We start from the raw sequence: 22,731 nt of genomic DNA on the forward strand, positions 1-22,731 counted from the left end.
GCGTTTATCCATGCTTGTCGCCATCGCGATTTTTATCTTCACCATTGTTCTGGTCATCTGGCAGCCCAAAGGCCTGGGCGTCGGCTGGAGCGCAACCCTGGGCGCGATCCTGGCCCTGGCCTTCGGTGTGATCAGCCTGGCCGACATTCCGGTGGTATGGCACATCATCTGGAATGCCACCGGCACTTTTGTCGCGCTGATCATCATCAGCCTGCTGCTGGATGAGGCCGGTTTTTTTGCCTGGACCGCCTTGCATGTGGCGCGCTGGGGACGTGGACGCGGACGGCGTTTGTTTGCCTACATGGTGCTGCTCGGCGCGCTGGTGTCGGCGTTGTTTGCCAATGACGGTGCAGCGCTGATCCTGACGCCCATCGTGATGTCGATGCTGCTGGCCCTGCGCTTTTCCCCGGCGGCAACCCTGGCTTTCGTCATGGGCGCGGGATTCATCGCCGACACGGCCAGCCTGCCGCTGGTGGTGTCGAACCTGGTGAACATCGTTTCGGCCGACTACTTCAAGATCGGTTTCAACGAATACGCCGCCGTGATGGTGCCGGTGAACTTCGTCAGCGTCGCGGCCACCCTGGCGGTATTGCTGTGGTTCTTCCGCCGCGATATTCCACAAACCTATGACCCGGCCGACCTGGACGACCCCGCCAGCGCCATCCACGACCGCGCGACCTTCCGCGCCGGCTGGTGGGTGCTGGGCATCCTGCTGGTGGGGTGCTTCGCCCTGGAACCGCTGGGCATTCCGATCAGTGCGATTTCCGCCGCCTGTGCCCTGCTGTTGCTGGTGATCGCCGCCAAGGGGCACAAGATTTCCACGCGCAAAGTGCTGAAGGAAGCACCGTGGCAGATCGTGATCTTTTCCCTGGGCATGTACCTGGTGGTCTACGGTCTGCGCAACGCCGGCCTGACCACCTACCTGGCCACCTGGCTCGACACGTTTGCCACTTACGGCGTGTGGGGCGCTGCCATGGGCACCGGTGTGCTGACGGCGCTGCTGTCGTCGGCGATGAACAATCTGCCGACGGTGTTGATCGGCGCGCTGTCCATCGAGTCCAGCCATGCCGTGGGTGTGGTCAAGGACGCGATGATCTACGCCAACGTGATCGGCAGCGACCTCGGCCCGAAGATCACCCCTATCGGCAGCCTGGCCACCTTGCTGTGGCTGCACATCCTGGCGCGCAAAGGCATCAGCATCACCTGGGGCTACTACTTCAAGGTCGGCATCGTGCTGACCCTGCCGGTGCTGTTGATCACCCTCGCCGCCCTCGCCTTGCGCCTGAGTTTCTAACGGAGATACCCCGATGAAAGTCCTGTTCATGTGTACCGCCAACAGCTGCCGCAGCATCTTGTCCGAAGCCATGTTCAACCACCTGGCGCCGGAAGGCTTCGAAGCGATCAGCTCCGGCAGTTTTCCCAAGGGCCAGGTGCTGCCACGTAGCTTGAGCACGTTGCAAGCGGCCGGGATCAGTACCGAAGGGTTGTACAGCAAGGGCAACGATGCCTTTGAAGGCAGCCCGCCGGATGTGGTGATTACGGTGTGCGACAAGGCCGCCGGCGAAGCCTGCCCGGTGTACTTCGGGCCGGCCGTGAAGGCGCACTGGGGGTTGGAAGACCCGTCGGACGTCCAGGGTGACGACGCCAGTGTGCAAGCGGCATTCGACGCCACACTGAAGACCATCGCCACACGCTGCAGGGCGTTCTTCGTCCTGCCCTTCGGCGAACTCAGCCCTGCCGACCTCAAGGCGGAACTCGCGCGCATTGCGCAGTTGTAATCGGAGGCCCTATGACGACGCTGCCCAATCTGGACCTGTCCCTGATCGACTCAAAACCGACCAGCCCGGACCAGCCGCCGCGCATCCTGCTGCTCTACGGCTCGACCCGCGAACGCTCGTTCAGCCGCCTGCTGGTGGAAGAAGCCGCACGGCTGTTGCAGCACTTCGGCGCGCATACCCGCATCTTCAACCCCAGCGGCCTGCCATTGCCGGATGACGCGCCCAGCGACCACCCCAAGGTGCAGGAACTGCTGGAACTGATGCAGTGGTCCGAAGGCCAGGTGTGGTGCTCGCCCGAGCGGCATGGCTCGATGTCGGCGGTGTTCAAGACGCAACTGGACTGGGTGCCCTTGACCCTGGGCGCGGTCCGCCCGACCCAGGGCAAGACCCTGGCGGTGATGCAAGTGTCCGGCGGCTCCCAGTCCTTCAACACCGTCAACCAGCTGCGGGTGCTGGGGCGCTGGATGCGCATGTTCACCATCCCCAACCAGTCCTCGGTACCCAAGGCCTTCATGGAGTTCGATGAACAGGACCGCATGAAGCCCTCGGCGCTTTATGATCGGGTCGTCGATGTAATGGAAGAACTGGTGCGCTTCACCCTGCTGCTGCGCGACCGTCCCGACCTGGTGGACCGTTACTCGGAACGCAAGGAAAGCGCCGATGAACTGTCGCGCCGGGTCAATCAACGGTCGATTTGATTACCCCTGCCAGCGTATGCTCGTGTCTGTCCCCGACTGAGTGAAATCGATGAGCGCCGTGCAACACGCCTGGCTGGGCAACTATGAAGTCAGCAGCACCACCTGCACCGGCCTGACTTTTGCCCGCCACAGCCATGATGAATGTGTGATCGGCGTGAACCTGGCAGGCGAGGAAAAGGTCTGGCTGGATCGTCGCGAGTTCCACGCCGGCCCAGGCTCCATCACCCTGTACAACCCCGGTCAGATTCAAGGCGGCGGTGCGGCCGATGGTGCGCCCTGGCACTTTGTGAGCCTGTACGCCACGGCGGATCAATTGGCGGCGGACCTGGGGCTGGTGCATCTGGAATTTGATCGTGCCTTATGTGTTCAGCCCGAGCTTGCCCTGCGACTGGCCGCCGCGATCAAGGGTGCGCTAAACGGTGACACGCTGGTTCGCGACGTGAATGAAGATGCCTTGGTGCTGCTGTTGGCAGAGGTCGTGAACATCAGCGGCGTACGTCTGCCCGGCACCGCCAGCCCCGGCAAACCCCTGATCGGCCGCGCCCAGGCATTACTCGCCGAACACCTGCATCAACCCCTGACCCTGGACCACCTGGGCGGCGAACTGGGGTTGTCCAAATTCCACCTGCTGCGTGCCTTCCAGAAAGAAACCGGGCTGACGCCCCGGGAGTGGGCCATGCAGTTGCGTACCCGTCGCGCCAAAGGCCTGTTGCGCAATGGGGTTCCCGCCGGCGAGGCGGCCCACGACCTGGGCTTCGCCGACCAGAGTCACCTGAACCGGCATTTCCGGGCGGCCTACGGCATCACTCCTGGCCACTATCAAAGCACCGTGAAGCGCTGAACAGCGCAATCTGGTCCAAGACACCGCACCTGCACATCCTCACACTGCCCCACCTCACTTGAAGGAAATGCGGGCATGCTGACGATCTTTTTTTATGCACTGATATTCGGTTTTGTGTTTTGCCTCTCCCCCGGCGCCGTGCTCGCGGAGACCCTGCGCCGTGGCTTGCTGCATGGCTTTACACCCGCCCTGCTGGTGCAGTTCGGCTCATTGGTGGGCGATGCCGTGTGGGCGGTGATCGGCCTGACCGGGATCGCCCTGCTGATCCAGCATGACACGGTGCGTGTGCCGTTGACGGTGGTGTGTGCGTTGTACCTGGCCTGGCTGGGCGTACGCAGCCTGATCGATGCCTGGCACCTGCCACAACCGGACAGCGCGCCGGCCAGCACCCGGCAAAATGCCCTGGCGGTAGGCGCTGCAATTTCCCTGGCCAACCCGAAGAACATCGTCTACTGGGGCGCACTGGGCAGTGCGCTGTCGGGGATCGTCGGCACCACGCCCAGCCACGGGCAGACGCTGATGTTCTTTGCCGGGTTCATGCTCGCGTCGATCTTGTCATGCTTTCTGATTGCCGCTCTGGTGAACCTGTTGCGGCAGAACGCCTCGCCCACTTGGCAGCGCATCAGTTATGCCGCCTGTGGGCTGGTGCTGATCTACCTGGCGCTGCTGGCCTGGCAAGGCCTCTGATCAGGCCGGCCAGCGGCGGTGCAGGTCATCGATCACACAGGCATGCCCATGCACGCCGGCGTGATGGTGCAGCAGGTGCGGATGGCCGGCGGGCAGGTCGTGGTGTTCGTGCGCCACGGGATATAGACAAGCCCGTTCATCTCCACCTTCAAAAACAACTACTTCCCGCTCACAACGCTGAAGAAGTGCAAGTAACGATACAGCCGAAGCAGAACTGAAACAGCCCTTCTATCTGAACAGACTCTGAACTTGTAATGAATTAATACATTAAGCGTTGACATCCTGCATCGCCCTGAGTAGATTGCCCGTGCCTGCAACTGGGGCCTTTTTTAAACCTCACAAAAGAAGCCAATGGACACAGTATCTAGTCGCTGTCCGAGCACCGCCTTGGCGGGCATCGGGCGCCAAACCCAGAACATGACAGGACTCGCCTCCCCGGTCCGGTAAGCTGCGCTAGAGCTTGATGCTCCACCGTAACTGCCTCGCCGGTCGCTTGTCCGGTCCCGAGGTGTGTTATGACCTTGCTAACCCTTGCTTTGCCCGATGTACGCACACTAGCGGCCGCCCTGCGTGCCAAGCTGTGCCGTGAGCCTGTGGGTTTTTCGCCTACCCGCTCAACCTTTGCTGCACCCTCCCCCCAAGTACGCCCGGCCTACCCGCTGGCGCATTGGCGTATCTGCCCTGACAGCGGCCAACTGGTCCAGCACTGGGATCACGCCGACCCTCAAGACCCACAGAGACCCAAGGTTTCCAGCCTGGCAAAGGCCAGCTTGATGCTCGGTCTGTATGTGAGCGCTCGCGCCGCCTGACTTGGCTGGAAACAGCAACTTCCTGATTATTGTTCTGGAGTTCTTTTATGAACACGTCCAGTAGTAGCCCGCTGCGCGCTAATTAATTAACGCGCTGTTAGCGGGCACTGTAGAAGTTATGTGAACACCCTATTTAAACCGATCGCGAAGTTAGCGACTCGGCATGCTTTCGCTCGCCTGTCATCAGGCCGGTAACGGGTATGTTTTGTCGAAAAATTGGCGACAGGAGCACACACCATGAGCGCCGTAAAAAACGCCCCATTGAACAAAAAGAGCAGCAGCCACACCGACACCAGACTGTCGATGCGTGCCGCCCGCGAAGCCCAGAACGGATTGTCGGCCACCTTGGCCAACGTCCGCGCCACCAAGGACGGCCTCACCGAGCTGGACGCCCAGGCGCGCCTGCAACGCGAAGGCTACAATGAAGTCGCCCATGACAAGCCGCCTCACGCCATCGTGCAGTTCCTGCAGGCACTGAACAACCCATTCATCTATGTGCTGCTGACCCTGGGCGGCATCAGCTTCTTCACTGACTGCTGGCTGCCGATGCAGGAAGGCGAAGACGCCGACCCGACCAAAGTCATCATCATCATGACCATGGTATTGCTCAGCAGCCTGCTGCGTTTCTGGCAGGAACATCGCTCGGCCAAATCCGCCGAAGCCCTCAAGGCCATGGTCCGCACCACGGCCACCGTGCTGCGCCGTGAGCAAGTGGGCTCGCAACCGACCCTGCGTGAAGTGCCGATGCGCGAGCTGGTGGCCGGCGATATCGTGCAGCTGTCGGCCGGCGACATGATCCCGGCCGATATCCGCCTGATCGAGTCCCGTGACCTGTTCATCAGCCAGGCGGTGCTGACCGGCGAAGCCTTGCCGGTGGAAAAGTACGACACCCTCGGCGAGGTCACACAGAAATCCGCCAGCGCCATGGCCGCCGACCAGGGCAACCTGCTGGACCTGCCCAACATCTGCTTCATGGGCACCAACGTGGTCAGCGGTCGGGCACAAGCTGTCGTCGTGGCCACCGGGGCACGCACCTACTTTGGCTCCCTGGCCAAGGCGATTGTCGGCTCGCGGGTGCAAACCGCGTTCGACCGCGGCGTGAACAGCGTCAGTTGGTTGCTGATCCGCTTCATGCTGGTGATGGTGCCGATCGTGTTCCTGCTCAATGGTTTCTCCAAGGGTGATTGGGGGGATGCGTTCCTGTTTGCCCTGGCAGTTGCCGTAGGCCTCACCCCGGAAATGCTGCCGATGATCGTCAGCGCCAACCTGGCCAAGGGCGCCACGGCCATGGCCAAGCGCAAAGTGGTGGTCAAGCGCCTCAACGCGATCCAGAACTTCGGTTCGATGGATGTGCTGTGCACCGACAAGACCGGCACCCTGACCCAGGACAAGATCATTCTCGAACACCACGTCAACGCCTTCGGCCAACGTGACGACGCCGTGCTGTCCCTGGCCTGGCTCAACAGCCATCACCAGAGCGGCATGAAAAACCTGATGGACCAGGCGGTGGTGGAGTTCTCGGAACGTAATCCGAAGTTCCAGGTGCCGTTTGCCTACAGCAAAGTCGATGAGTTGCCGTTCGACTTCGTCCGCCGTCGCCTGTCGATCGTGGTCAAGGATGCCGCCGACGATCAACTGCTGGTGTGCAAAGGCGCCGTGGAAGAGATGCTGAGCATTTCCACGCATGTGATGGAAGCCGGCGCTGCGGTGCCACTGGATGATCGTCGCCGCGAGGAGCTGCTGGCGATCGCCAACGACTACAACGAGGACGGTTTCCGCGTGCTGGTAGTGGCGACCCGTCACATCCCTAAATCCCTGGCGCGTCAGCAGTACACCACGGCCGATGAGCGCAACCTGGTGATCCAGGGCTTCCTGACCTTCCTTGATCCACCGAAGGAAACCGCCGGCCCTGCGATTGCCGCGCTGCAACAGATTGGCGTGGCGATCAAAGTGCTCACCGGCGATAACGCCGTGGTCACCAGCAAGATCTGCCGCCAGGTCGGCCTCGATCCAGGCCAGCCGTTGCTGGGCACCGAAATCGAAGCGATGGACGACGCGACGCTGCTGCGCCGCGTGGAAGAACGTACCGTGTTTGCCAAGCTGACACCGCTGCAGAAATCCCGGGTGCTCAAGGCGCTGCAAGCCAACGGCCACACCGTAGGCTTCCTCGGTGACGGGATCAACGATGCACCGGCGCTGCGTGATGCCGACGTGGGGATCTCGGTCGACACCGCCACCGATATCGCCAAGGAATCAGCCGATATCATCCTGCTGGAAAAGAGCCTGATGGTGCTGGAAGAAGGTGTGCTCAAGGGCCGCGAAACCTTCGGCAATATCATGAAGTACCTGAACATGACCGCCAGCTCCAACTTCGGCAACGTGTTCTCGGTGCTGGTCGCCAGTGCATTCATTCCGTTCCTGCCGATGCTGTCGATCCACCTGCTGCTGCAGAACCTGATGTACGACATCTCCCAGCTGGCGCTGCCGTGGGACAAGATGGACAAGGAATACCTGGCCAAGCCGCGCAAGTGGGATGCGAAAAACATCGGCCGCTTCATGATCTGGATCGGGCCGACTTCGTCGATCTTCGACATCACCACCTTTGCGCTGATGTGGTACGTGTTCGCCGCCAACAGCGTCGAGATGCAGACCCTGTTCCAGTCCGGCTGGTTCATCGAGGGCCTGCTCTCGCAAACCCTGGTGGTGCACATGTTGCGCACCCGCAAGATCCCTTTCTTCCAGAGCACCGCCGCGTGGCCGGTGTTGATGATGACCTGCGTGGTGATCGTACTGGGGATCTACGTGCCGTTCTCGCCGCTGGGCACCCTGGTGGGCCTGCAACCGTTGCCGATGGCCTACTTCCCATGGCTGGTGGGCACCCTGCTCAGCTACTGCTGCGTGGCCCAACTGATGAAGACGATCTACATCCGCCGCTTCAAGCAGTGGTACTGATCTTCCCCGCCGTTTAAACGGTGGCGGTCGCCCGGCCGCCACCGTGCACTACAAGGAAACACCCTATGCGCGTCTTGATCTGTGCAGGTCGTCATTACGCCGACACCAAAATGTCCCGCCAGGTGCTGGACGCTTACCACCGCCTGCGTCCGGTGCAGGTATTGATCCACGGCGGCAACCAATTCCTTGGCAGTGACGTCGAGGAATGGGCGCGGGAACTGGGCATCGACGTGGTGCGCTACCCGCCCAACTGGCAACGCCACGGCAAACAGGCGGAACGCCAGCGCAACCATTTCATGCTGACCGACAGCCGCCCCGATGTGGTCATCGCCCTGCCCGGCGGGGACGACACCAGCGAGCTGGTGTGCCAGGCCAAGGCCAGCGGCATTTCGGTACTGACCGTAGAAAGCTGAATTCATGTGAGGTGCATCATGCACAAAAAACACACCCCAGCCCGCCAGGACGGGTTTGCCAAATACCGTGCGCGTCACTACCGCGGCGCACGCCACACGTTACTGCTGCTGCCACCGGCCAAACGCCGCGCATTGCAGCGCAATTTGATCTTTATCGGCCTGACACTGGGCATCCTGTTGACGATTGCCTTGCTGTCAAAAGCCAACGCAGCCGGCGGTTCCTATGTGGTCGACGATGGCGCGATCAACGCGCCGGGCGAATGCAACGTCGACGCCTGGTACACCGCTGACCGCCACGACGGCAGTACGCATACAGAAACGCTGTCACCGGCCTGTACCTTCGCCGCGCTGCCGTCGGTGCAATGGGGTGCTGCCCTGTCGCGTGTAACCAGCACAGACAAGGGCGAAACCCAGGTGAACCCGCAGCTCAAGGCCCAGGTATGGTCGCGGGAGGATCTGGGCCTGGAGCTGGCCCTGTCCACCGGCGTGCATTTGGCCATGGGTCGTCAACACGGGTTTGATGGCGCAGACTTCAATATCCCGTTGACCTGGCAACCGCTGACGCCCCTGCGGCTGAACCTGAATGCCGGCTGGTCCCATGCCTACAACGATGGTGACCAGCAACACCGCCTGACCTGGGGCACCGGTTTCGAGTATCAGGTGGCACCGTTGTTGACGCTGATCGCCGAGCGCTACGGCCAGGAAGGCGGTGACCAGGCCTGGCAGGCCGGGCCCCGGCTGCATTTGGGCGAATTCGTCGACGTGGACCTGGTGGTCGGTCGCAGCCTGATCGGGGATCGGGCGCAATGGCTGACTACCGGCGCCACACTGCGCTTCTAGGCCTTGGCCTGTTGTTCCAGGTGCAGTTGCAATTGCGGGTCGATTTGCAACTGCCCTGCCAGGTCGTCCAGGTAATTGCGTTCGGCGTCCTGCTGATCGTCCACCAGCATCACACTGGCCAGGTACACCTCGGCTGCCACCGCCGGGTCGCTGGCAAACTCGGCGAAATCCGCCGCATCCAGCGGCTTGGCCACCTCAGCGTCGAGCCATTGTTGCAGTTGCGGGTCGTCGGTATGCCGGCCCAGTTCATTGGAAATCAACTGCTGCTCTTGCTCATCGATGCGCCCGTCTGCCTTGGCCGCCGCGATCAAGGCACGCAGTACCGCGTGGCTGTGGGCTTCGGCGGCGGGACCGTCGAGCTGGTCCACCGTCTGGAAGGCTTGCTGTGGCGCGTTGGCCTGCTGGCGTTGCCAGGCCTGATAGGCCTGGAATGCGGCCATGCCCAGGGACGCGAGTGCCGCGTAATTCATTCCCCCGGAACGCCCTTGGGCAGAACGAGCGCCCGTGGTACCGCCCAGCATGCCGCCAAGGCCGCCCAATAGATCACCCAGGCCGCCACCGGTGGAAGCGTTGCCGGTGCTGGAGCCTTTCAGTAAACCGCCCAGCAGCCCGCCGAGGCCGCCAGTGGAAGCACTGCCACCTTGCCCGGCGCGCAAGAGTTGTTCCAGTAAGTCGCTGGTGTTCATGGTGCTACCCTCCCAGGGCACAGTGTTGGCGTCTGACAACCATAGCCCGGCCTTGCCGGAACACCATGACCGCCGGGCGGGCACGGCTTATCATCCCGTCACCGCGTCTTCGAGAGAACACCCACGTGAACCGGATTGAACACATCGCATTGATGGCGAACTACAACCAGTGGATGAACCGCAAGCTCTACGACGCGGCCAGTACGCTGTCGGACGCCGAGTTATTGATGGATCGCCAGGCGTTTTTCGGCTCGATCCTCGGCACGCTCAACCATGTGGCGCTGGGCGACACTGTGTGGCTCAAGCGGTTTGCCGGGCATCCAGCCGGCTACACGGCGCTGGCGCCGCTGGAGGCGATTGTCGCACCGGTCGACCTGAGGCAGTTGGCATTTGCCGATATCCGCGAACTGGCCACCCACCGCGCCTGGCTGGACCAGCTGATCATCGACTGGGCCCACACCGTGCGCGAGCCCGACCTGAATCAGCGCCTGCACTACAGCAACATGCGCGGGGTGACAGCCGACAAACCCTTCTTCAGCCTGCTGGTGCATTTCTTCAACCACCAGACGCATCACCGGGGCCAGGCCACCACGCTGCTGTCCCAGGCGGGGCTGGATGTGGGCACTACGGATTTACTGGCGCTGATCGACTGAGTTCGGCAGCAAGCATCGATCTACTTGGCCATCGGCCTGGTGCGGGCACGATACCCGGGCAGCGTGGCAGCATACGCCAGTGCCTGCTCACGGGAATTGAACGACGCCAACCGGTCCTGGGGCGTGCACACCCGCCAGGGTCCATAGTTTACCCGTACCACGTCGTATCCATTGATGTGCAGCTTGTTCAGCATTGGAGTGCTCATAATCACCTCGTCTACCTGAGATGTTGCCAGCGTTGCAGGCTTTACCTTACACCCCGAACACCGCAATGGACGACCGCATGTCGTGTCGGCTTTTGATGCCAGGGTCAACAGCGCGGGCCGACGACATCCTCCGGACCGCTGCCGAAAACCTTTCTAGATCACTGATCTGGCAAGCTTTTTCGCCCACCCACGAATGCAATAAAGCCCCTCTGCGACCTTGCATCCAAGCGTCTGGATCTATATATTCCCAACCCTGCTACACCGCGCTACCGCCCGAATGGCGAAACTGGTAGACGCATGGGACTTAAAATCCCCCGCTCGTAAGGGCGTCCCGGTTCGATTCCGGGTTCGGGCACCATCTCTTGTTCCATGGGCAGCCAGTAACGTCCATGAAGCCTTTTAAAACCCGCCCCAGCAGGCTGTGTGAAAACCTAGCAATCTGCCGCCCGGTTTAAGAAAAATGCCCGTATCGCAAGATACGGGCATTTTTCTTATGCGCTATATCCAAGGTGAAGACCGTACTCAAGGCACTCTGTTTCCAGTCTCACTGGACGAACTCATTCCCGAAGACCATCTGGTTCGGGTGATCGAAGCCTATATTTCTCTGCTGGACCTTGAGCAACTTGGGTTCGACAAAGCCGTTCCAAAAGCAACCGGACGCCCGTCGTACCATCCCGGCGACCTGCTTAAACTCTACCTCTACGGCTATTTCCAACAGGTCTTGAGACTTTGGTGCCTCGCTTGGGCAGGACTTGAAATAGTGGCTGGATGCCGGTATTGGTGGGGATCAAATTCACATCATATAGAGATCAAACATGTCGCAACTATTTACGGAGCTATCCAACTACAACCTTCGCTCAAAATCCGCTGAAGACAAGCGTAGCCTGGCCGTAATTGCCGCTCTCGCTCTCATTCAAGCCAAGGTTTCAAATACCCCTGCTGACTGTAATATCGTCGCAGACGAGATGAATAAGCTCAGCGAATATGCTGACCAGATTCAAGAGGCCCTGAAGGTGAACTGAGCCAGCTGTGCCGCACTCACCTGCGGCACTTTTTCCCGATCAACGATCCGCCCATATTTGTGATTTAGTCGCGTGATGAATGGGTTGGACTAGCGAGATTCGCATTACCTGATGAAGAAAGTAGCCCCGACACAACAGCTCAATCACCTTGAAAAAAAACCTCGAATGCTCCTGAGAGCTATCGCTACTTTCGGAGCAGGCCTGATAGCCGCTGTACCGCTTTTTCATCTTGTCGGTTACGGCGCCGAAAAATTAGTTGGCATTGGAAAGATTCAATCGACCGTCGAGGTGCAAGCCAAGCTAATCGCTGAGCTGCAGCTTGAGAAGAAAACCCTTTCGGAGAAATCCGATCAGCTGCAGGCCAAAGCGCATGACCTAGAGCTTAAGTTGAACAGGTCCGACTCAGACCTAAATGCCGCGAACCAGCAGTTGACTCAGCTAACGAATCTGCTTGGGGAGTACAAGAATCTCAACTCTCAATTGGGCAACCGTGTAAAAGCGAATGACCCGTGCTTGGCAATACAGCGTGTAATTGCTGACATTGAAGAAAAACTGGCGGTCAATCCGCCATGGACACATGCTTTGCAGGGCGAGCGCCGGGAAGAGGCCATGATTCAACTTGAAAAGCATCAGCAATCGCTCAGATCTTGCCTTTCCCCCAGCGTAAAACCCTAACCTGATGGCTGTTAAGTCTCGGCCTGAACAACTGCGACTTGCCAGTTATTCGGTCACCATTTGGTGTGTCTGTGCGTGGGCATGGCCGTGCAGATCTGCGACGATCAAGCCCTGGGGCAGCCCGGAAGCCTTGGCAGCCTCGATCGCCTTGGCAATGGCGCTATCCAGATCAGTCAGGGCCTTGTTGATTTCCGGGCTCATCGGAAGCGCGTGGCGCAGGCGGATGACGTTGCTCATGCATGACCCTCTGCAATGAAACTCTGCACCAATCGGAAACCTCACCATAACTCCGACTCATACCGGAGTGACGGTCAAGCACGTGAGCTACCCCACCCTGATTGAATCCATTACAGTAATGGCGACTCGAACAACTGCAATCACGGAAGAAACGCCTTTGAAACTTCGTCTTTCAGTCCTGCTTTTCAGCATAGCTCTGTGTGCTGAGGTACAGGCTGCGCCATCCCCCGAAACCGAAGCTGTCTTTGAACACGCAATGCTGTTAGCTGATGACATACAGCAACGAGCTGATCAGCTGGTTGAAAACGAACAGCAGGGTAAAACTGACAAGCTCACACTGAGCCAATCAATACAGGAGGCAACGAAAGGACTTGAGACCTATGAGGACGAACTGCGTAAAGCTAGCGCCGGGGGGCACGGTGTAGCTACTTTCATGTTGGCGAATATGCAAGAGAGTCGCGCGGCAACCTTTTTAAATGGCCATAAAGCTATGCATGTAGAAGCCTGCGCGCTTTACCAGAGCGCTGCGGATCAAGGCCTGGTTGCCGGAGCGATAATGCTGTTGCGCGACTGTGACGAGGCGTTCCTGCGATTCAAGTTCGATGACCCCGAATTTCTTCGCAAGTATAGCCAGCTAGCCAATGCCCTAGAGCGACCAGATCTGTACTCTGACCACTATCCATTGCCGGCGATACGCTCGTACTGCTTCAAAGATTCACTGAAAACGGAAGCCAACCGTCAACTACCCTTGACCACTATGAGGGACTTCTTCGAACCTGTTTCTCTGAGCCTGGAAAAGTTTCGCGCCGACGGGTATTACCTGTTGGCTCTTAAGGGCGATTTTGCGAACCCGAAAGTCCAGGGCTATTTCAAGCAGTCGCAGACGATAGCACCTGACTGCCTAGACCCTTCCAATCTCAAGTCACTTTTCGAAAATATAGAGAGAAAAAGCCACTGACTTCAGCCATCGTTCAACACGATTTGGCGCATTCGAAAACGTGGCGCGAATTACTTGTCCCTGCGCTCTATTCCACCTGGCGGGTTGTCACAGTTCAGGCAGTGCTCGCAGTTCAGCGTCCGGCACAGCCAGACCGTCACCCGCTGCCAGTACGTGACCATGAAGATGTGGCGGGCACCGGCCAGGGCCAGGGCGACGTGCAGCGTCAGGCCAGCACTTGTCGGACCGAAGAAGATGTTCTGGCTGCGCGCCATTACGACGAAGCCGCTGATGGCGATCGTCGAGTAGATCAGCTTCCCGACGCTCAGTACGCACCAGGCAGCCCACAGCGCGATAAGGCCGCAGGCGATGGAGTTGATCAGTTCAAGATTCATGGTGGATTGCCTCCCCCGAACCGCTTGCGAATGAGCGCCCAGAGATCAGCGGCTTTGATGGCTCGGTTGATTGCTGCCAGGAGAGAACCGCCGAACGTGCCCAGGAGAAAGCCAATCCCGGCGACGATCTTTGGCTCGATGACATTCAGGTAGGCGCTGACCATGCTCGTCAGATACAGCGAGCAGGCCATACTTTCCCTGTGCAAATCAACGCTTGCCAATCTCCAGACGGGAAAGATGTGTAGCCTGCCTCGCACCCTCTACTGATCAGCAGCCGAACGGCCCAACAAAAATCCCTACGCAAAGGTAGGGATTTTTTGTGCCGGGAGGCTCATCAATTGTCGGGGTGTTCCCGCGCGACTGAATCGGCAGCATCCACGTCAGACATATCCTCTTCAAGCGGTGCCTCGTCGTCTGGCGGGAGCGGGATATTATCCTCGTCATGCCTTGGATCATGCCCGGTCTCGTTGTCTGTGCCGCGGGTCACGTCCTGTTGTGAAATATTCCCTGGGGCGTTTTCATTGATGTCCATACGGGTTCTCCATTTGTAGGCTCGGGTTATCCGCGCTTATTGTTCAGAGACGGCACGGCGTCTGGAGTGCCCGGCATTAGACGAATGGCGAAATATAAAACCAGGGTCAAACCGGTGGTTGCGGGATAACGCGCCAGAGGTGTCTATGCTGAAGCGACACGCCGCCCCTCTATCATCAACCCTATCGGAGACCCGACATGAATCCAAACGCCACAGCCCTTGTCCTGATCGAGTTCCAGAACGACTTCACCACGCCAGGGGGCGTGTTTCATGACGCCGTCAAAGACGTCATGCACCAGTCCGACATGCTGGCCAATACCGCAACCACGGTGCAACAGGCACGCAAGTCGGGCGTAAGGATCATTCACCTGCCAATCCAGTTCGCCGATGGCTATCCCGAACTGACCACGCGTGACTATGGGATTCTCAAAGGCGTTGCCGACGGCAGCGCGTTTCGCACAGGCAGTTGGGGAGCCGAAATCACCGATGCGATTCCCCGTGAAACCAGCGACATCCTCGTGGAGGGCAAGCGCGGGCTGGATGGGTTTGCAACCACGGGACTGGACTTGGTGCTGCGCAACAACGGCATCCACAACCTGGTAGTGGCAGGGTTCCTGACCAACTGCTGTGTCGAGGGCACCGTGCGCTCAGGCTATGAAAAAGGCTACAACGTCGTGACCCTGACCGATTGCACGGCGACATTCACCGAAGAACAGCAAAAGGCTGCCGAGAACTTCACCCTGCCGATGTTTTCCCAGGCGTTACGGCATACCGAGTTCCTGGACGCATTGAGCGCCAAGTAGAAAAAAGGGGCGACTGATCAATCAGTTGCCCCTTTTGCTTGATGCCCGTTATTGCGCTCAACCGTTCAGCGTCAACCCCGGATAAGCCTGCACCGGCACCTTGTGCCGCTGCGGTTGCTGCCGTGCAAGCTGCGCCCGGACCTGCGCGACCGCATCCAACACGCGTTGCGCCCACTGCTCGTCTTCCGGGTCGACGACCACCACGCGAAAACCATGGTCGACACCTTCAAGCTGCACACCCTCGGAGTCATCGACGTGCAAGTCGATGTCGAAGGCTGGTGGGAATTTCGACGGTGTGCTCGTCAGCCCACGCTCGGTGAGAGCCTGGTTGTGTCGCACGCTGTTGACGACGCCGTCCACATGAATGCCGTACAGCAGCAACCAACGACGGATGTAGGACGGCGTACGACCCGACGAGGTGTAGACCCACACACTGCAGCCCTGGCGGCGCAGCTCGCGGGTCAGGGACCGGGTGCCGCTGCGCAGCGGCTCACCCAGCCAACGGTGCACACACGCCGGCAAGCGGCTGTGTTCGGTCGCGCTGTGGTGCAGCTGGCAGGCCAGCGTGTCATCGATATCGAATGAGATACGGACGCGTTGACGCTTGAACACCTGCTTGATTGTGTCGAGCACGGGGTACCTTCCCATCATTGATTTCCCTGATACACAGGCACAGGTGTGTCGCTCAGGAAAAACTCCATTGGATCAGGGGCCTTGTCTTCCAGGAACGCGGCATATTTTTTCTTGATCTTCGGCAATTCGTACAAAGCCATGACGCCATGCTTGGCGGAGTTACGTATGACCGAGGACGGGTTGAAATAGCCCTCGGCGTTGTCCAGCGTCAGCACGAACGGTGGCAACCCCTCGCGCATCAACAGGTAGCTGACGATCAGCGAGCCACTGCGGTGGTTGCCTTCAATGAACAACTGCGGCTTGCTGAGCACTCGCACATACACCCCGGCGGCCCGCTTCCACACCGACTCGCTGTGGTGCTTGCAGTACCAGTTGTACAAGTCCTTGATGCCACCTTCGACATTATTGAAAAAGTGCACTTCGGTGGCCGCCAGGTGCTGGGCGTATTCACGCCGGCGTCCCGGGTCTGTGCCGCACAGCACGGTGGCGTTGACCTCCAGCATCAGGTTCAACTGCTGAAGGTCGAACAGATCCACACCGCGCGCAACATAGTCGTCAATCAAGGCGTAGCCTTCAAGCACATTCTGCAGCACTTCGTCCGTCAGGGGGTCGCGTGGCTCGGTAAAGTCCCGGCTGAGCTGGGCAAAACGGCTCTGCACTTTACGCAGGGCGCGTTCGATGGCGAGCAAATCAAGACGACGTGTTGCAGTCATTGGCAATCCTGAAAACGATGAATGGCGGGTCAGCTGAACTTGCCGCTGATGTAGTCCCCGGTCATTTGTTCGCGCGGGTTTTCAAAGATCTGCGTGGTCGCGCCCATTTCCACCAGGTAACCGGTACGGGTGCCCTGGGAGATGTCCACCGAGAAAAACGCAGTGGTATCGGCCACACGAATCGCCTGCTGCATGTTGTGGGTGACCAGCGCGATGGTGTAGTCCTTTTTCAACTCGACCATCAGTTCTTCGACACGGCGTGTGGCGATGGGGTCGAGTGCCGAGCACGGTTCGTCCAGCAACAGCACTTCCGGCTCGGTGGCGATGGCGCGGGCGATGCACAGGCGTTGCTGCTGGCCGCCGGACAGCGAGAGGCCGCTGACCTTGAGCTTGTCCTTGACCTCATCCCACAGCGCAGCGCCTTGCAGGGCGTGTTTGACGCGGTCGCCAAGGTCGCCTTTGTAGCGGTTCAGGCGCAGGCCAAAGGCCACATTGTCGAAAATGCTCATCGAAAACGGGTTCGGCTGCTGGAACACCATGCCGATGTAACGGCGCACGACTACCGGGTCAACGCCCTTGCCGTACACGTCCTGGCCGAGGAAGTGCACGTGGCCTTCGAAACGGAAGCCCTTCACCAGGTCGTTCATGCGGTTGAGACTACGCAGCACCGTGGATTTGCCGCATCCGGACGGGCCGATGAAGCCGGTGATCTTGTTTTTCTCGATCGGCACATGGCTGTCACGCACCGCCATGAAGTTGCCGTAGAAAATCTTGTCCAGCTTGCAGTCCATGACCACAGGCGACTGGGTGATAAACGGAGCGGCTACTTGCGCAGTTGACATGTTCAAAATTCAGATGCTCCCGTTCTTAGTACTTGGGCTTGCCGAAAATACGGCTCACGATATTCACGACCAGCACGATCATCACCAGCACCAACGAAGCCGCCCAGGCAAGTTCGAGCTGGTTGTCGAACGGCATGCCGGAGAAGTTGTAAATCAGCACGGCCAGGGACGCCGTCGGATTCATCACTGCCAGGCTGCCGTCGTGGTAGATCCAGTAGTTGCTGAACAGCGCGGTGAACAACAGCGGTGCGGTTTCGCCGGCGGCGCGGGCCACGGCGAGCATGACGCCCGTGAGGATCGCGGGCATGCCGGTGGGCAAGACGATTTTCCAGATCACCTGCGAGCGGGTGCAGCCCATGCCGTAGGCGGCGTCCTTCATGATCTTGGGCACCATTTTCATCGACTCTTCAGCCGTGAGTACCACGATCGGCAGCATCAGCACGGCCAGCGCCACGCCACCGGCCGGGGCCGAGTATGTGCCGGTAGTCATCACCACCAGAGCGTAGGCGAACACACCCGCCAGGATCGATGGCAAGCCGGTGAGCATCTTGGCGGCAAAGCGCGAGGCGTTCGCCAGCTTGCTGTCCGGCCCCAACTCCGCGAGGAAAATCGCCGCCAGGATGCCGACCGGCACCGCGATGGCGGCGGCAATACCGACCATCACGAAGGTGCCGGCCATGGCATTGCCAAAACCGCCGCCAGTCTCGAAACCGGTAGGTGGCAATTCGGTGAACACTTCCAGGCTCAGGCGCGCACCGCCACGGGTGATCAGCATGTAGAGCACGGAAATCAGCGGCACGCTGGCCAGCAGCGCGCCGAACCACACCAGGGTGGTCAGCACCAGACTGCGCAGGGCACGGCCTTCGAACCGGCGCTGCAGGCTCGGCATCGCCGTCATAGGCGTAGAAAGGTCAGTCATTATTTAGTCCCCCGCTGGGCGTAGACCATGATCATCGAACCGATGATGTTCACCAGCAGCGTGATGAACATCAGCACCAGTGCGGCGTACATCAACACTTCGATCTCGTTGGGGCCGGCTTCGGGGAAGTTCAGCGCCAACAGGGCCGCCAGGGTGTTGGCCGGCGCAAACAGCGACAGCGAAATGTTGTTGGCGTTACCGACCAGCATGGCCAGCGCCATGGTTTCACCCAGGGCACGACCCAGGCCGAGCACCAGGGAACCGAAAATACCGGTCGCAGCGGACGGCACCATCACCTTGAGAATCGCTTCCCAGTGGGTAGTGCCCATGCCGTAGGCCGCTTGCTTGGTTTTCATAGGCACTGCGGTGAGGGCGTCCTGGGAAACGGCGGCGATGGTCGGCAGGATCATGATCGCCAGCACCAATGCAGCCGGTAACAGGCCAGGCCCGCTGAGGGACGTGCCGAAAAAAGGAATCCAGCCGAGTTCGCTGTTGAGCCACGCAGTGAGCGGGCGGATGGCCGGGATAACCACATAAATGCCCCACAGGCCGTAGACCACGCTGGGGATGGCGGCGAGCAATTCGACGATGGTGCGAAACACCGCTGCCAGTTTTGCCGGCAGGAAATCCTGGGTGAGAAAAATCGCCATGCTGACACCGAAAAAACCCGCGATCAGCAACGCAATAAGGGCGCTGTAAAGCGTGCCCCAAATAGCTGGCAGAATGCCGTACTTGCCTTGGTTAACGTCCCAGACACTGCCGAACAGCACGTCGAAACCGTGCTTTTCCATGCCGGGAAGTGCCTTGCGCCCTACTTCGAAGACCAGCGCGAACACCAGCGCCAGCACCAACACCACGCCTATGCGTGCAAGCGCACGGAAGGTACGGTCAACCAGGAAATCCTTCGTAGAGGGTGGCTGGCACGCAGAATCCGGGTTGACCGGTACGACAAAGGGTTTGTTCATTGGTTGATTCCGGAACAAGGGGGGATCGCTCCCGACATGGCTGACGGCCCATGCCGGGAGTGGCGTGGCGAGCCTTACTGGATGTTGGCGGAAGCTTTGCGCACTTGATCGACAACCGATGGAGGCAGTGGGATGTAGCCCATCGAGTCGGCGATTTTCTGACCTTCGGTCAGGCTGTACTCGACCATTTCACGCATGGCTTTGGCTTTGGCTGGGTTGCCGTTGTCCTTGCGGAAGATCATCCAGGTGTAGGAAGTGATCGGGTAGGACTTGGCGCCATCCGGATCCGGCAGCCAGGCCACCAGGCTTTCCGGCATTTTCACCGCAGCCAGGGCTTCGGCGCCGCTTTCGGCGTTCGGTACCACGTATTTGCCGGCCTTGTTCTGCAGCTGGGCAAAGTCAACCTTGGCCAGTTTGGCGAAGCCGTATTCGATGTAGCCGATCGCGCCTGGGGTCTGACGCACAGTGGCGGTCACACCATCGTTCTTCGGCGATTTGATGAACTTGTCACTGGCAGGCCAGTTGACGGTGTTGCCTTCGCCCAGGTCTTTCTGGAACTCAGGGTTGATCGCTGCCAAGTGCTTGGTGAATACCGCAGTGGTGCCGCTGGAGTCTGCACGCACGACCACAGTGATCGGCAGATCCGGCAGTTTCAGGCCTGGGTTGGCGGCAGCGATCTTCGGATCGTTCCACTTGGTGATCTTGCCCAGGAAGATGTTGGAGTAGACGTCGCGCGGCAACTTGAGCTCTTTAGGATTGCCCGGCAAGTTGAACGCCAGCACGATTTCACCCGCCGTCATCGGCAGCAGTTGCACGCCTTCGGCCACCTTGGCGATGTCTTCGTCTTTCATGGCCGAGTCGCTGGCGGCGAAATCGACGGTTTTATTCAGGAAGTCCTGTACACCCGCACCGCTACCCTTGGACTGGTAGTCAACGGTGACGCCCTCGCTCTTCTTGCTGAAATCCTTGAACCAGGTGAGGTAGATCGGCGCTGGGAAACTCGCACCGGAACCGGTCAGGCGGATGCTCTCGGCAGCAAACACCGAGGTGGCACTGAGAGAAACCGCAACGGCGAGTGCAGCAGACTTCATCAGACGTTTCATTCAGGAAAATCCTTGTGAATTACGGGCTGGGGAACTCTGCAACAATCTTGTTACGGTTTTATGAATGTGGAATGGCAAAACGCCTGGTTGTCCCCCTCTCCCGCCGCAATCCGGCAGTTTGACGTCATTGGTTCGTAACAATTTGAGACTAAGACGTTGCCACGGTCCACGTCCTCGATCGAAGGCGCCCTGCCCGCGCCGAATGACCGCGAACAGACCCAGTGGTACTTCCGGCGCTATGTCTCACACCCGCCAGCCGCCGGAGCTGATCGTGTCGCAGCTCTCCTGAATCAGCTCGCTCCCGCCATTACACGGGCGAGTTGCTCACCACCCGCAGCGCCAGGCCCTCATAGGCATCCAGCGTAATCGTAAACTCGCCCTGCGCCGTCAAGTCACCCTCGACCCGCTCATTGATGATGTCCACCACCATGCCCGCGCCAATATCCGGTAAATGCAGGATTTCGGTGATGGGCGTGGCACCGAAGTTCAACGCGGTGATTTGGATGCCTTTGCCGGCGGGCAACTCGTGGACCATCACCAGCAGCCCTGGGTTTTCCACTTCCGGCACCTGGATCTGGCGGCTGGCGGCGATGTCGTAGGCACGGCGCACCGCGAGGATTTTTTGCAGCTGCGAGGCAAACGACTCGGGGTCCTGCAATTGGCTATTGAGGCTGCCATACAGGCTTTTCGAGCGCGGCATCTGGCCTGCGGACAATTCGGCGTCCGGGTTCAAATCCACCAGGTCATAAGCCCCGCGATGAATCCAGCGCGTATCGCCGTCCTGCATCAAGTGTTCGACCTCTTCGGCCGCCAGCGGCAGCGCACCCACCAGGTCCCAGCCCGACAAGGCAAACACCCCCGGCTGCATGGCGTTGTACATCACCAGCAGCAAATGGATCTGGCGAATCTGCTGGATATCCGCTTGGGTGATGGCGTCCAGGTCTCGGATGCCCAATGCCGCCGTGATGATGCTGGCGGTGGTGCAGGACACACCGTTGGTGACGAACTTGAGGTTGTACGGTGCCTGTTCGCCCGTCAATCGCTCATACATCTGCTCACGGATATGCTCGCGCAGGATATTCCCGGGAAAGGTCTGGCCCTGGTACAGGAACGTGTCATGGGCATGCAAAGTCCAGAAGTGCACCAGTTCCAGGGTCAGCTCATCGTGGTTCTGCAACGCGTGGATCAGTGAGCCGGGGTCGATGCCCTGGCGGTGCATTTCGCGCAGCATCAGGCGCAGAAACTCGGCATCGCCCATCAGCAACGCGTGCTGGTAAGCGGGACGGGTGATGAAGTCATAGGACAGGTCGGCACCGCCGTGGGACATGGACGCAATGTCATCCACGGTGAGGTTCAACTCCTGGAAACTGAAACCGCCCGCCTTGCGAATCGCCCCGCCCAGCAACTGGTTGCCGGTGATCGACAGCGGATGGCTTTCGGACCAGGCCGTACCGTCCAGCTTGCGCTCCACGCCGAGGAAACCGTTGGCGTCCAGGCGCAGGATCTTCGCGCCCATCACATCGATGGCATGCAAAGCGTCGCCGATGATCATCTGCTGCGCGGCAAAGGTCGGGTCCAGCCAGTTCAGCGATGGCTGGCCTTCCTTGAAGTAATGCAGGTACACCCAGCGACGCGGCTTGCCATCCACGCCCAGCACCACGTCCGTGGCGCTCCAGTCGGTTTCCTTGACGCCGGGCTCGAAGAAGATCACCCGCTGCAACTGGCCGACGATGTAGTGTTTGTCGCGCAAGGCGTCGACCTGCGCCGGGCTGAGGTTCTGCGCATCGCGCCCTTCGGCAACGTCGGGCAGCAACGACCAGTCTTCTTCGCGGATTTCCACCATGTGGTACAGGCCGGGATAGTCCTCGTAGGCCATCTCGGCCAGGCGGAAGTCCGCACCCTTGCCGGTGTGGGACGGGATCACATCGTCGATGATCACCGCATTGTGCGCTGCGGCCATGCGTGTCAACGCCTGCAACTGCGCCTCGGTGCCCAGCTGCGGGTCGATCTCGAAACTGATGCGGTCGAAGTTGCCGTCGATGGTCGGCGTGTGCTGCATGCCATTCAGGCCACCGGACTTCTTCAACGGGCCGTTATGGATGCCCTGGATGCCAATCTTCGACAGCGCATGCCACAGCGCCTCATCCCCCAGCGCCTCCAGCACCGTGCCGCCTTCCCGGGTCACAATTGATGCCGGGTACGCGGTAAACCATACCGACGACAGCGCCGAAGCGTCCCGGGGCCGGGTCTGCGCGTAAGGCTGCTGCCACAACCGGCCCTGGCCCGAATAGAGCTTGGCGCGCTGGCGGGCCGCGTGCAGCATCGATTGGTCCACCAGCCAGTTCACATGGTTGTTTTCAGCCGCGGTCATAAGCCTGTTACCTGTTGTCGT

At 59.9% G+C, this 22,731-nt stretch carries 25 protein-coding genes, 1 tRNA gene and 3 pseudogenes; 16 read left to right on the top strand and 13 right to left on the bottom strand.

The genetic code is table 11. The annotated features are described in order from the left end of the window. Positions 1-10: 10 nt before the first annotated feature. The 9 genes from BM017_RS10645 (at position 11) to BM017_RS10685 (ending at position 9,018) form a co-directional block, all read left to right on the top strand. Entirely contained in the window at positions 11-1,294 is a 1,284-nt protein-coding gene (locus BM017_RS10645) for an arsenic transporter (RefSeq protein ID WP_092243745.1), read from the top strand. Between the two features lie 13 nt (positions 1,295-1,307). Next, positions 1,308-1,778 (top strand): arsenate reductase ArsC, encoded by a 471-nt coding sequence (locus BM017_RS10650; protein ID WP_071488222.1) that lies wholly within the window; start codon positions 1,308-1,310, stop codon positions 1,776-1,778. Positions 1,779-1,789: 11 nt separating this feature from the next. After that, positions 1,790-2,476 (top strand): arsenical resistance protein ArsH, encoded by a 687-nt coding sequence (gene arsH, locus BM017_RS10655; RefSeq protein WP_092243748.1) that lies wholly within the window; start codon positions 1,790-1,792, stop codon positions 2,474-2,476. Between the two features lie 49 nt (positions 2,477-2,525). Beyond that, positions 2,526-3,317, top strand: coding sequence for a helix-turn-helix transcriptional regulator (locus tag BM017_RS10660; protein ID WP_092243751.1), 792 nt, complete (start codon positions 2,526-2,528; stop codon positions 3,315-3,317). A gap of 75 nt (positions 3,318-3,392) precedes the next feature. Next, a complete protein-coding gene (locus BM017_RS10665) occupies positions 3,393-4,004 on the top strand; it encodes a LysE family transporter (protein WP_071488219.1) in 612 nt (203 codons plus the stop codon). Positions 4,005-4,519: 515 nt separating this feature from the next. Further along, entirely contained in the window at positions 4,520-4,813 is a 294-nt protein-coding gene (locus tag BM017_RS10670) for a hypothetical protein (protein WP_071488216.1), read from the top strand. 237 nt (positions 4,814-5,050) lie between these two features. Continuing rightward, on the top strand, positions 5,051-7,765 hold the full coding sequence (mgtA, locus tag BM017_RS10675) for a magnesium-translocating P-type ATPase (protein ID WP_092243754.1): 2,715 nt from the start codon (positions 5,051-5,053) through the stop codon (positions 7,763-7,765). 65 nt (positions 7,766-7,830) lie between these two features. After that, on the top strand, positions 7,831-8,178 hold the full coding sequence (locus BM017_RS10680; RefSeq protein ID WP_025999705.1) for a DUF2493 domain-containing protein: 348 nt from the start codon (positions 7,831-7,833) through the stop codon (positions 8,176-8,178). Between the two features lie 18 nt (positions 8,179-8,196). Then, entirely contained in the window at positions 8,197-9,018 is an 822-nt protein-coding gene (locus BM017_RS10685; RefSeq protein ID WP_092243757.1) for a hypothetical protein, read from the top strand. Here BM017_RS10685 and BM017_RS10690 read toward each other — a convergent pair. Further along, positions 9,015-9,704: a tellurite resistance TerB family protein gene (locus BM017_RS10690; RefSeq protein ID WP_092243760.1), complete on the bottom strand. Its 690-nt coding sequence runs from the start codon at positions 9,702-9,704 to the stop codon at positions 9,015-9,017. The two genes, BM017_RS10685 and BM017_RS10690, sit on opposite strands and share 4 nt — an antisense overlap. Positions 9,705-9,829: 125 nt before the next feature. On the opposite strand from BM017_RS10690, the gene BM017_RS10695 reads away from it, so the two are divergent. After that, a complete protein-coding gene (locus BM017_RS10695) occupies positions 9,830-10,357 on the top strand; it encodes a DinB family protein (RefSeq protein WP_092243763.1) in 528 nt (175 codons plus the stop codon). Between the two features lie 20 nt (positions 10,358-10,377). Here the strand turns inward: BM017_RS10695 and BM017_RS10700 are convergent, their stop codons facing one another. Continuing rightward, positions 10,378-10,563 (bottom strand): DUF2188 domain-containing protein, encoded by a 186-nt coding sequence (locus BM017_RS10700; protein WP_092243766.1) that lies wholly within the window; start codon positions 10,561-10,563, stop codon positions 10,378-10,380. Positions 10,564-10,834: 271 nt separating this feature from the next. Between BM017_RS10700 and BM017_RS10705 the strand changes: the two genes are divergently transcribed. The 3 genes and pseudogenes from BM017_RS10705 (at position 10,835) to BM017_RS10715 (ending at position 12,260) form a co-directional block, all read left to right on the top strand. After that, positions 10,835-10,921: transfer RNA gene (locus BM017_RS10705), tRNA-Leu, on the top strand. A gap of 135 nt (positions 10,922-11,056) precedes the next feature. Continuing rightward, positions 11,057-11,284 (top strand): annotated as a pseudogene (locus tag BM017_RS10710) (transposase); the annotation flags it as partial. Between the two features lie 412 nt (positions 11,285-11,696). Next, positions 11,697-12,260, top strand: a complete 564-nt coding sequence (locus BM017_RS10715) for a hypothetical protein (RefSeq protein WP_139212857.1) — start codon at positions 11,697-11,699, stop codon at positions 12,258-12,260. Between the two features lie 45 nt (positions 12,261-12,305). Here the strand turns inward: BM017_RS10715 and BM017_RS10720 are convergent, their stop codons facing one another. Continuing rightward, complete coding sequence (locus BM017_RS10720) at positions 12,306-12,497, bottom strand: hypothetical protein (protein ID WP_092243772.1); 192 nt, start codon at positions 12,495-12,497, stop codon at positions 12,306-12,308. 82 nt (positions 12,498-12,579) lie between these two features. Here BM017_RS10720 and BM017_RS10725 point away from each other — a divergent pair, with 82 nt between their 5' ends. Beyond that, entirely contained in the window at positions 12,580-13,455 is an 876-nt protein-coding gene (locus BM017_RS10725; RefSeq protein ID WP_139212858.1) for a hypothetical protein, read from the top strand. A gap of 50 nt (positions 13,456-13,505) precedes the next feature. Here BM017_RS10725 and BM017_RS10730 read toward each other — a convergent pair whose 3' ends face one another. The 3 genes and pseudogenes from BM017_RS10730 to BM017_RS10740 all read right to left on the bottom strand — a co-directional run bounded on the left by BM017_RS10730 (position 13,506) and on the right by BM017_RS10740 (position 14,361). Continuing rightward, on the bottom strand, positions 13,506-13,829 hold the full coding sequence (locus BM017_RS10730) for a hypothetical protein (protein ID WP_092243778.1): 324 nt from the start codon (positions 13,827-13,829) through the stop codon (positions 13,506-13,508). Continuing rightward, positions 13,826-14,020, bottom strand: a pseudogene (locus BM017_RS10735) (MFS transporter); the annotation flags it as partial. The pseudogene BM017_RS10735 and the gene BM017_RS10730, both read right to left, overlap by 4 nt. A gap of 143 nt (positions 14,021-14,163) precedes the next feature. After that, on the bottom strand, positions 14,164-14,361 hold the full coding sequence (locus tag BM017_RS10740; protein WP_071488211.1) for a hypothetical protein: 198 nt from the start codon (positions 14,359-14,361) through the stop codon (positions 14,164-14,166). 197 nt (positions 14,362-14,558) lie between these two features. Here BM017_RS10740 and BM017_RS10745 point away from each other — a divergent pair, with 197 nt between their 5' ends. Next, the gene (locus BM017_RS10745) at positions 14,559-15,164 is read left to right on the top strand and encodes a cysteine hydrolase family protein (RefSeq protein WP_092243780.1); all 606 of its coding nucleotides are present in this window, start codon (positions 14,559-14,561) and stop codon (positions 15,162-15,164) included. A gap of 57 nt (positions 15,165-15,221) precedes the next feature. Here the strand turns inward: BM017_RS10745 and BM017_RS10750 are convergent, their stop codons facing one another. The 6 genes from BM017_RS10750 to pstS form a co-directional block, all read right to left on the bottom strand. Continuing rightward, positions 15,222-15,812, bottom strand: a complete 591-nt coding sequence (locus BM017_RS10750) for a hypothetical protein (RefSeq protein WP_092243784.1) — start codon at positions 15,810-15,812, stop codon at positions 15,222-15,224. After that, positions 15,812-16,510, bottom strand: a complete 699-nt coding sequence (locus BM017_RS10755; protein ID WP_092243787.1) for a hypothetical protein — start codon at positions 16,508-16,510, stop codon at positions 15,812-15,814. Before BM017_RS10755 ends, BM017_RS10750 begins: the two co-directional genes overlap by 1 nt. A 29-nt stretch (positions 16,511-16,539) precedes the next feature. Beyond that, a complete protein-coding gene (gene pstB, locus BM017_RS10760; protein WP_217649954.1) occupies positions 16,540-17,301 on the bottom strand; it encodes a phosphate ABC transporter ATP-binding protein PstB in 762 nt (253 codons plus the stop codon). A 76-nt stretch (positions 17,302-17,377) separates the two neighbouring features. After that, the gene (pstA, locus tag BM017_RS10765; protein ID WP_058427836.1) at positions 17,378-18,271 is read right to left on the bottom strand and encodes a phosphate ABC transporter permease PstA; all 894 of its coding nucleotides are present in this window, start codon (positions 18,269-18,271) and stop codon (positions 17,378-17,380) included. Beyond that, on the bottom strand, positions 18,271-19,236 hold the full coding sequence (pstC, locus tag BM017_RS10770) for a phosphate ABC transporter permease subunit PstC (RefSeq protein ID WP_092243790.1): 966 nt from the start codon (positions 19,234-19,236) through the stop codon (positions 18,271-18,273). Before pstC ends, pstA begins: the two co-directional genes overlap by 1 nt. Before the next feature lie 74 nt (positions 19,237-19,310). Further along, the gene (pstS, locus tag BM017_RS10775) at positions 19,311-20,339 is read right to left on the bottom strand and encodes a phosphate ABC transporter substrate-binding protein PstS (RefSeq protein ID WP_092243793.1); all 1,029 of its coding nucleotides are present in this window, start codon (positions 20,337-20,339) and stop codon (positions 19,311-19,313) included. Positions 20,340-20,525: 186 nt separating this feature from the next. Between pstS and BM017_RS28815 the strand changes: the two are divergent. Further along, a pseudogene (locus BM017_RS28815) lies at positions 20,526-20,603 on the top strand (hypothetical protein); the annotation flags it as partial. A gap of 43 nt (positions 20,604-20,646) precedes the next feature. On the opposite strand, the gene treS reads toward BM017_RS28815, so the two are convergent. Beyond that, the gene (treS, locus tag BM017_RS10785; RefSeq protein WP_092243799.1) at positions 20,647-22,710 is read right to left on the bottom strand and encodes a maltose alpha-D-glucosyltransferase; all 2,064 of its coding nucleotides are present in this window, start codon (positions 22,708-22,710) and stop codon (positions 20,647-20,649) included. Positions 22,711-22,731: the final 21 nt, after the last annotated feature.

The organism is Pseudomonas sp. NFPP04, from assembly GCF_900113815.1.
Lineage (GTDB): Bacteria > Pseudomonadota > Gammaproteobacteria > Pseudomonadales > Pseudomonadaceae > Aquipseudomonas > Aquipseudomonas extremorientalis.